We start from the raw sequence: 8690 nt of genomic DNA on the forward strand, positions 1-8690 counted from the left end.
CCTGCTAAGTGATAGTCATCTGAGCCTGTTTCGTTCATATGTATTTTAAAATATTCAAAAAATTAAATCGCGACGGAGGGATGATCCCCGCATGGATCCGATGTTTACCATGGAGCAGCTCGTCGCCGAGCTGAATAAGTACAGCTATCATTATTACACGCTGGATAAGCCGCTGGTCAGCGACAAGGAGTACGACGCTTTGTATGATCAGCTGGTCGCTTTGGAGCAGGAGAGCGGCATTACACTGCCGGATTCCCCTACCCAGCGCGTCGGCGGCGAACTGCTGAAGGGATTTGCACAGCACCGTCACCTGGCTCCGCTCTGGAGTCTGGATAAAGCGCAAAATATCGAGCAGCTGGGAAGCTGGAACGCACGGGCGACGCGGCTCGTGGCGGACTACAACGCCAAGAATCCCGATCAGCCGCTGCCTGAGCTGAGCTATGCGGTGGAGTTGAAGTTCGACGGATTGACGCTGAACCTGACCTATACGGACGGCAGATTGGTGCAGGCCGCGACAAGAGGCAACGGCGTCGTGGGCGAAGGCATCCTCGCTCAAGTGAAAACGATCAAGTCCGTACCGCTCAGCATTCCGTATACGGATGGCACGATAGAAGTACAGGGCGAAGGCATCATGAACCTGTCGGTGCTGGAGAGCTACAACAAGACGGCGGCCGAGCCGCTGAAGAATGCCCGGAACGCTGCTGCCGGCGCGCTGCGCAACCTGAATCCAAAGACGACGGCGGAACGCCGCCTGAGCGCATTCTTCTATAATGTGGGTTACTCGGATAACATCCGCTTCGACAGCCACAAGGAAATGATGGATTTCCTGCGCGACAACCATTTCAAAGTGAACCCTTATATTACGTACTTCCATAGCTTTGACGACGTGATGGAGCAGCTTCAGGAGATTCAGGAGCGCCGTTCCAGCCTGGACTATCTCATCGACGGAGCCGTTATCAAAATCGTCGATATGCGTACGCGCCAAGCCCTGGGCTATACGGACAAATTTCCGCGCTGGGCGGTCGCCTACAAATTTGAGGCGGAAGAAACGACGACGGTGCTCGAATCCGTCTCGTGGGAAGTGGGACGCACGGGCAAGATTACGCCGGTCGCCAGAGTCGAGGCGGTGGAGCTTGCCGGCGTGACCGTACAGAACTGCACGCTCAACAACATCGGCGATATTGAACGCAAAAATCTGAAACATGCGCTCGGCACCCGCGTTTTCATCCGCCGCTCCAACGATGTCATTCCGGAAATTCTGGGCAAGGTGACGGAGGAAAGCGACGGCGAGGAGATCGTATATCCGGAGAACTGCCCGGCCTGCGGATTTCCGCTGGAGCAGCGCGGAGCCCATTTGTTCTGTAACAACCGGCTGGACTGCAAGCCGCAGATTATCGGACGGATTACTCACTTTGCCTCCAGGGATGCGATGGATATCGAGACGTTCAGCGTCATGACGGCCGAGCAGCTGTACAACGAGCTGAATGTCCGCGAGCCTGCGGACCTGTATACGCTGACGTTCGAGGATTTGGTCAAGCTAGACCGTTTCGGCGAGAAGAAGGCCAACAATCTGCTGGACTCACTCGAAAAGAGCAAAAGCCGCGACCTGGCTTCGTTCCTGTTTGCCCTGGGCATTCCGAATACCGGCAAATCGACGACCAAGATGCTCGCCGAGCATTTCCGGGATTTGCATGCTGTGATGAATGCAACGGTGGAGGAGCTCGTGGCTCTTCCGGACGTCGGCGGCATCGTGGCAGACAGCATCGCCGGTTTTTTCGCGGATCCGTTCATGATGACCGGCATCGAGAAGATGCTGTCCCTTGGCGTCGAGGCCAAAGCGCCGGAAGCGCCGAGAGTGATTAGCACCGATTCCTTCTTCAGCGGCAAAACGGTCGTTCTGACCGGCACCCTGCATCAGCTGACACGGGATGAGGCAGCGGAGAGGCTGGAAGCGCTCGGGGCCAAGGTCACCGGTAGCGTGTCGAAGAAGACCGATCTGGTCATCGCGGGCGAGAAGGCTGGCAGCAAGCTGGCCAAGGCGCAGCAGCTCGGCATCCAGGTCATCGAAGACGAAGATGAGTTTATCCGCTTATTGAACGCGGAAGCATAATATGTTCATCGTCAATACACGAAAAGTCCTGGCTCATGGAAACATGGGCGCAGGGCTTTTTTTTACATGGGCACCTATCCATGTTCACCCGCGCCACATCGTGCAATGTTTGTTAAAATATAGTTGATTCATCGAAAAGGAAAATACTAGAATCCACTACCGAACTGAAAGGACCTGTTCCCGTGAGACAAGAAACCATATTGATCGTGGATGACGAAAAAGAAATCGTGAAGCTGCTCGACATTTATTTTGCCAATGAAGGATACCGGCTGCTGAAAGCCTATGACGGCGTAGAAGCACTTCGCTGGCTAGAGCAGGAAGAGGTGGACCTTATTATATTGGATGTCATGATGCCGAACCTGGACGGCATTGCCGCCTGCATGAAAATCCGCGAAGAGCGGAACGTACCGATCATCATGCTGTCAGCCAAAAATACCGACATGGACAAAATTCACGGTCTCAGCATCGGTGCCGATGACTATGTCGGAAAGCCCTTTAATCCGCTGGAGCTCGTAGCCCGTGCCAAGTCCCAGCTGCGCCGTTACCACAAATTCAACCGGGAAGCCCCCTTACAGGCCGAGAAGCATCAGCTGGTGTTTGAAGACCTCGTGATCGACACAGGCAAGCATGAGGTCCACGTGGACGGCCGCAAGGTAAAGCTGACCCCTCGGGAATTCGGAGTACTGGAGCTGCTGGCCAGGCATCCGGGGCAGGTGCTCAGCATGGAGCAGATTTATAACAGCGTCTGGAACGAGCCTTTTCTCGATGGCGGCAACACGGTCATGGTCCATGTACGCAAAATTCGCGAAAAAATCGAGCGTGATGCGAAACGCCCGCAATACGTTCAGACGGTTTGGGGCGTCGGATACAAGCTCGACGGACCGTCCTAAAAGCCGAAGGGGGACGAATATTCATGAATGCCAAGTACATAACCACGATCCGCTGGAAATTCATATGGGCTTTTGTATTAAGCGTCTTATCGGGTGCGGGACTGCTGACAGCCATCTATCAGCTCGTTCATTCATCCCTGTATGTCAGCCCGGAATCGAAGCCTTCTCCTTACACGCTGATGATGAAATGGATCATTAATCATATCGGCTCGGCGCCGCTGTTGTTCGCCGCAGGTATTATCAGCTTTCTGATTTTCTTTTTTCTGTTCACCCGCAAAATCATTTCCTATCTTGAGGAGATCACCGCAGGCATTCAGCAGATTACGAAGCTCGGAGAATCGCACCGGATCGAGGTGAGAACGACGGATGAGCTGGGCGTGCTGGCGGAGAACATCAACATCATGTCCGAGCGCCTTCAGCAATCCCTGCATGAGGAAAGAACGGCGGTTCAGGCAAAAAACGAGCTCATTACCGGTGTTTCCCATGATTTGCGTACGCCGCTAACCTCGGTTCTCGGCTTCCTGGAATTTATCGAACAGGACCGCTGTCGTGATGAGATGGAAATGCGGTATTACGTGGATATTGCTTATCAAAAAACGCTCGTGCTGCGCAAGCTCATCGATGACTTGTTCGAGTATACGCGCGTGAACAGCGGCGGACCGCCGCTGGTCCTGGAGCGGCTCGATCTGAAGGCTTTCGTCAGGCAGTTGGCGGAGGAGGCCGTTCCCGATCTTGAGATGGCCGGAATGTCATATACGCTCGATGATCATACGGAAGAACCGCTGTGGATCAAGGCTGCGCCTTATGAATTGGTAAGGGCTTACGAGAATTTGATCGCCAATGCGATCCGGTACGGCAAGGAAGGAAAGAGGCTGGAAATCGGCTTCGAGCTGGAGGGGGATGAGGCGGTCGTGCGGATCAGCAACTTTGGCGAAATGATCGCGGAAGGCGATCTTCCGCATATTTTTGAACGGTTTTACCGGGCGGAGCGCTCGCGTTCGCAGCATACCGGCGGGTCGGGGCTCGGGCTAGCCATTGCCAAGGGTATCATCGATCGGCATCATGGTCACATCACAGCACAAAGCGATTCGTATCGCACCGACTTTATTACACGTTTTCCAATCACGAAGGAGTAGTGCTGGGCAATGACGGGGCGAGCGGGACGGGCTTCCTGAACGGGGCCTGGCGTCTAGTGAACCATGTTAAGAGAATGTTAAGAATTTTCAGCGGGTTTGTTAAGAATTGAGCGGTATCCTTTTTTGCATAGGTAATGGATGATATTTTCACCATGCGGGAAGGAGACTGTATTTATGAAAAAATTACAGACGGTACGCGCCGCCTATCTGTATATATGCATGGGCAGCGCGCTGCTGAGCGGCGTTGCCCTTTTTGCGGTTTATCAAACGTTCGTTTTCTTGTATGCCCATACTTCACCGGATTCTTTTTTTGCAAGACTCACCCATGGGCTTGTGAACCATATCGGCAGAACGCCAATCGCTATATTCGTGTTCGGATTCGTTTTTGCGGGTTTGTTTATGCTGCGCTCGCGAAAGATCGCGGAAGATATGAAGTCGCTTCTTAAAGGCGCGGCTGAGCTGGCCGAGACGGGTACATTGCAACCGATGGAAATTGCTTCGGGTGGAGAGCTGAAGGCGTTGGCAGGATATCTGCGCAGCATACCTCAAGCAGGAGCTGGCCAGACTTCATTTGGGAAGGTGGATGATAAGGAGCCCGCCGCTCCAATGGAAGACGAAGAATTGATGGCCCTCCTCCTAAGAACCAAAACCCTGCTGCGCATGCTGGAGGCTGCGGAGCCCGGTCATCATCCAATCACGCCGGGGCATGCTTCATTGGAAGCAGTCAAGCGGGAGGCTTTGGGATTGGAAAGGTTCCTGGAGAGCCTGATGGCAGCGTCATGAGCGGGCTGCAGAGAGTAGTGAAGCGCAAGCTCTGGAGGGGAGCTTACTTGGCGTTTGATGTGGCGGTGATCGGAACCATCCTGATGATATCCGGGCTATTTTATGTACAAGCATATGGGGATATCAAGGTGGCACGCCATCCCGGCCCAATGGCCCTTCGCGAATCGAGCGCCATCATCGCTGCGGATGGGACGTTGCTGCGGAAGATCCCGCTGCCTGAATCGGGCTATCGGACGCGGGCGGAGCTGGAAGATATGCCGAAGCTGCTTGTGGACACCTTTTTGGCGGTAGAGGATCGCCGCTTTTACCTTCATGAAGGCCTCGATTATAAGGGCATCGCCCGAGCGCTTCTGAACAACGCCGCGCACTTGAGGATTTCGGAAGGGGGCAGCACTATAACCCAGCAGCTAGCGCGGAATCTGTATTTGAACAGGGATCAAACCCTGCTGCGCAAGCTGAACGAGGCCTCCATCGCTCTTGCACTGGAGAAGCGTCTGTCCAAGCATGATATCTTGGAGTTGTACCTGAACCAGATCTATATGGGGGAGGGACAATACGGCGTGAAGACGGCAGCGGAGCACTATTTCGGGATTACCGATCTGGATAAGCTCAGTATCATGCAAATTGCCTCTTTGGCTGCCATTCCCAAGGGGCCTTCCATTTATAATCCGCTTAGCGACAGCGGGCTGCCTGTGCAGAGGAGGGAACTTGTGCTGGAGATCATGCACAAGCGGGGATTGATTACCGCTGAAGAAATGCAGGAAGCGGTTCAAGAGAAATACCAGCCTCCGGCGGAGGTAAGCCGCAAAACGATCGGAGCTTCTTACATCGATGCTGCCTTAAAAGAAGCCGCGCAGCTTACCGGCAAAACAAGGGAGGAGCTGCAAACAGGCGGCTACAGAATCATTACGGGGATGCAGACGGAAGCCCAAAGCTCACTGGAGGAGTCCTTTCGAAATCCCGATTTATTCCCGCCGGACGGAAAAACCGGGCAGGTAGAGGCGGCGATGGTCATCATGGATCACCGGACCGGGGAAGTTGTAGCCATGACCGGAGGAAGGAATCCCGCAATGGGAAGTCTCAACAGGGCAATCATCGATGCCAGGCAGCCGGGTTCCGCTTTTAAGCCGATTATCGACTACGGGCCAGCGCTTGAGAGTGGGAAGTTCACGCCGGATAGCATGCTTCCGGACCGTCAAACGGCATACGGAAGTTACAGGCCGAAGAATCTTAGCGGTGTGTATCAAGGCCAAATGAGCATGAAGAAAGCCCTTCAGCAGTCCGTCAACGCTCCAGCGGTGTGGCTGCTGCAGCAAGTCGGGATATCCAAGGCAAGGCAGTTTGCCGGGAAGCTGGGCATCGAGCTGCCGCAAGAGGACCGTAATCTTTCCATTGCCCTTGGGGGGCTGCACACGGGGGTCTCCCCTTTAAGAATGGCACAGGCCTACAGCGTATTTGCCAGCGGGGGAGTATTTCGGGAGGCGCATCTTGTTCGGCAGGTCATAGACTCTAAGGGACGGATCGTTTATATGTATAAAAGCAAACCGGAGCGCGTTATTTCTCCGGCAACAGCCGAGGGCATGACAGGAATGCTTCAAAGCGTGGTCAGTGAGGGGACAGGTATGAAAGCGCGGATAGGCCGTCCGGTCGCCGGCAAGACAGGCACGACCCAATTGGATCTGCCCGGCGTAAGCAGCAAGGGGAACCGTGATCTATGGTTCGTCGGCTATACCCCCGAGTGGACCGGAGCTGTATGGATGGGATTTGACCGGACCGACAAGGATCACTACATGACCGCAGGCAGCGGGCAAGCCGCCGCCTTGTTTGCTGCTGTCATGGGTAAAGCATTGGAAGGAAGGCCATAAAATAGGCGCGTGAAGTGCCTCAGCTCCGCTTCGTATCAGGCAGCCACGCATCCTTATCATAACCCCGGGCTTCCCAATAGCCGACATGATCCTCGGCGATCAGCTCGATCCGGTTCAGCCATTTCACGGACTTATAGGTGTACATTTGCGGCACGATCAAGCGCACCGGACCTCCGAGATCGCTCGGAATCGGTTTGCCGTCCAGCATGACGGCGATCATAATATCATCCATTCTGGCTTGCTCCATCGTTAAGGAATCTGTGTATTCCCCATCGCCCGAGTAAAACTTAACGGTTTGCGCCGAAGCCTTGATCCCGGCTTGATCCAAAAGCTGTTTCAGCGGGATGCCTTCCCATGTGTTGTTATAAACGGACCAGCCGGTCACACAGTGAAAATTGCTGACCTGAACCGAGCGCGGCAATGTTACGAACTCTTCCCAGTTCCATTTCAGCGGCTTGTTCACAAGGCCGTCCACTGTAAAAGACCAGTTCGAATTATCAAAAACGGGTATGGGCGTCACCGTATAGATCCGGAACCTTCCTTTGGAACCACCGCCGATGGGAGGAAGAGAGTCTGCAGCAGGCTTTGGAGCGGGAACCAAACGGTTGCCGTCCTGCTGAACGAGATCTTCAATATTCGCGTCCGAGCTAAGGCTGGAGGAGATCCATTTTACAAAAGAGGGACCCAGGGCAACGGTAAATCCCAAACCGATTGCGGAACGAATGAAGGCTCTGCGGGTATACAAAGGCTCCGTCGTTGAGGAAGGAACTACCGGTTTCTTGCGGTCATCCGTTCGGACTGTCCGGCGATGGGTTTCTTTTAACCAACGGGTACGTGTCAGGGAGTGATAGATAATATAAGGAAGCCCGACCCAGGTGAATAGATCATGAATCGTCAGCGCAGCGTTCGACCACGAGGGCCCGAAGGCGCGGAACTGCCAGAGGACAACGCCAGAAAGAAACCAGCCCGCCATGATCGATAGAACGATACCTACATTCCATTTTTGCGCAGGCCGTCCCTTGAGTAATGACCAATGCTTTCCGGCGAGGAAAAGATAATAAAGCACGGGAACCAGCAGGGCAAGTCCGACGCCGACATGGAGCCATTTCAGCCATACTCTCCCGGCACCTAATATTTCTCTCCAAGCGCCCCATGGGAGAATTAAACCGCTGAACGAAAGAAAAACAATCATCCAGGCATTCCAGCGGTGAATGGCTGCAAGCTTCTTGCCAATTCCTTTGCGAATCCATTTCAGCAAATGCATCATCAACCCAGCCCCCCTGAAAATAATGAAATGGTTATATGGAGATTATCCTAAGTGAATTGCTCAATTTAGAAAGGCATCCTTGTAATATAAACAATACAGTCGTTAGTGGAATCAAGACCAGCTTCGTTTCTCATAAGGACAGAGGAGAGTCCGAAGGATCGTTTGTTTCTATCTTATGAAGTTGATGTCTCTATCTTATGAAGAAAATTTTAACATATTTTAAATTTCAAAAAACAGTTGCATTCTACAACTTATCCATGATATATTATTTCTTGCCGCTAAACACGGCAGACTTTCAAAACAAGAAATGCTAACTAAATAAGTGTTGACTTGTTAGAAAGAAAATGATATAATTAAATCCTGCTTCGATACGAAACTTGTCGAATGAAGCAGAATACAAGTTCTTTGAAAACTGAACAAATAGATGATGTTTTAAATGAGATTTTAAGTAATCTCGTCAGTTTCAAAATGAGCGAATCGCTCTTTCAAAGATAAAGATTGAAAATGATCGACTCAGCCGAGTTTGACCCATTTTCAATCGGTCGACCAAACTTCGTTTGGTCTTTCTTGGAGAGTTTGATCCTGGCTCAGGACGAACGCTGGCGGCGTGCCTAATACATGCAAGTCGAGCGGACTTGA

6 protein-coding genes and 1 rRNA gene are annotated in these 8690 nt (G+C 52.8%); 6 read left to right on the top strand and 1 reads right to left on the bottom strand.

Annotated features, from left to right (window positions below; translation table 11 throughout):
• Positions 1-91: 91 nt before the first annotated feature.
• The 5 genes from ligA to ACTHPM_RS18585 all read left to right on the top strand — a co-directional run bounded on the left by ligA (position 92) and on the right by ACTHPM_RS18585 (position 6784).
• Entirely contained in the window at positions 92-2110 is a 2019-nt protein-coding gene (gene ligA, locus ACTHPM_RS18565) for an NAD-dependent DNA ligase LigA (protein WP_440396273.1), read from the top strand.
• 182 nt (positions 2111-2292) lie between these two features.
• Positions 2293-3000 carry a response regulator transcription factor gene (locus ACTHPM_RS18570; protein ID WP_440396272.1) on the top strand — a complete coding sequence of 236 codons (708 nt, stop codon included), beginning with the start codon at positions 2293-2295 and terminating at the stop codon, positions 2998-3000.
• Positions 3001-3023: 23 nt separating this feature from the next.
• Complete coding sequence (locus tag ACTHPM_RS18575) at positions 3024-4136, top strand: sensor histidine kinase (protein WP_440396271.1); 1113 nt, start codon at positions 3024-3026, stop codon at positions 4134-4136.
• A gap of 174 nt (positions 4137-4310) precedes the next feature.
• On the top strand, positions 4311-4919 hold the full coding sequence (locus ACTHPM_RS18580; RefSeq protein WP_440396270.1) for a hypothetical protein: 609 nt from the start codon (positions 4311-4313) through the stop codon (positions 4917-4919).
• Positions 4916-6784 carry a transglycosylase domain-containing protein gene (locus ACTHPM_RS18585; RefSeq protein ID WP_440396269.1) on the top strand — a complete coding sequence of 623 codons (1869 nt, stop codon included), beginning with the start codon at positions 4916-4918 and terminating at the stop codon, positions 6782-6784. Before ACTHPM_RS18580 ends, ACTHPM_RS18585 begins: the two co-directional genes overlap by 4 nt.
• 19 nt (positions 6785-6803) lie before the next feature.
• Here ACTHPM_RS18585 and ACTHPM_RS18590 read toward each other — a convergent pair whose 3' ends face one another.
• Positions 6804-8051 carry a molybdopterin-dependent oxidoreductase gene (locus ACTHPM_RS18590; RefSeq protein WP_440396268.1) on the bottom strand — a complete coding sequence of 416 codons (1248 nt, stop codon included), beginning with the start codon at positions 8049-8051 and terminating at the stop codon, positions 6804-6806.
• A 564-nt stretch (positions 8052-8615) separates the two neighbouring features.
• Here ACTHPM_RS18590 and ACTHPM_RS18595 point away from each other — a divergent pair.
• Positions 8616-8690 (top strand): 16S ribosomal RNA (locus ACTHPM_RS18595); the annotation flags it as partial.

It is taken from the genome of Paenibacillus sp. SAFN-054 (assembly GCF_051966755.1).
Taxonomy (GTDB): Bacteria; Bacillota; Bacilli; order Paenibacillales; family Paenibacillaceae; genus Paenibacillus_AQ.